This is a genomic window from Polaromonas sp. P1_G2, assembly GCF_056405515.1.
On the sequence record NZ_JBFUBY010001380.1, the window covers coordinates 1 to 413 of the forward strand.

Below are 413 nucleotides of genomic sequence, written 5' to 3' on the forward strand. Positions count from 1 at the left end.
CTCCTCAAGGCCGCGCACGGTCTGGCTCAGTGCCGACTGGGACACGCCGAGCTTGGCCGCCGCCTTGGTGAAGCTCTGTTCGCGCGCCACCGTCAGGAAGGCCACGAGATCGTTGAGGTTTTCCTGCGCCATTCATTAGTCCGTCTAATAGGTTCATGCAGATTATAGCAGCTAGTCGAAAGCGGCCGCAAACGCTACATTCAGAGCACCAGATCAGGAACGGCCGAGCCGCCCGTCGAACCAACCGGAAAGCACTATGCTGCAGACATCCCACTCCCCGCAGCGTCCCATAAGGGCACAATCCTCGCCTTTATTCTGATGCGCTACGTGATGATCTGAGATCAAAAATTAGGAGAAACACCATGAAAACACGTAAACTCGGAACTTTGGAAGTGTCCGCCCTGGGGCTCGGC

At 56.7% G+C, this 413-nt stretch carries 1 protein-coding gene; it reads right to left on the bottom strand.

Features of this window, described 5'->3' with window-relative positions; translation table 11 throughout:
• On the bottom strand, positions 1-132 hold a 132-nt coding region (locus AC1D0P_RS30660), incomplete at its 3' end, for a LysR family transcriptional regulator (protein ID WP_477680177.1).
• Positions 133-413 lie beyond the last annotated feature (281 nt).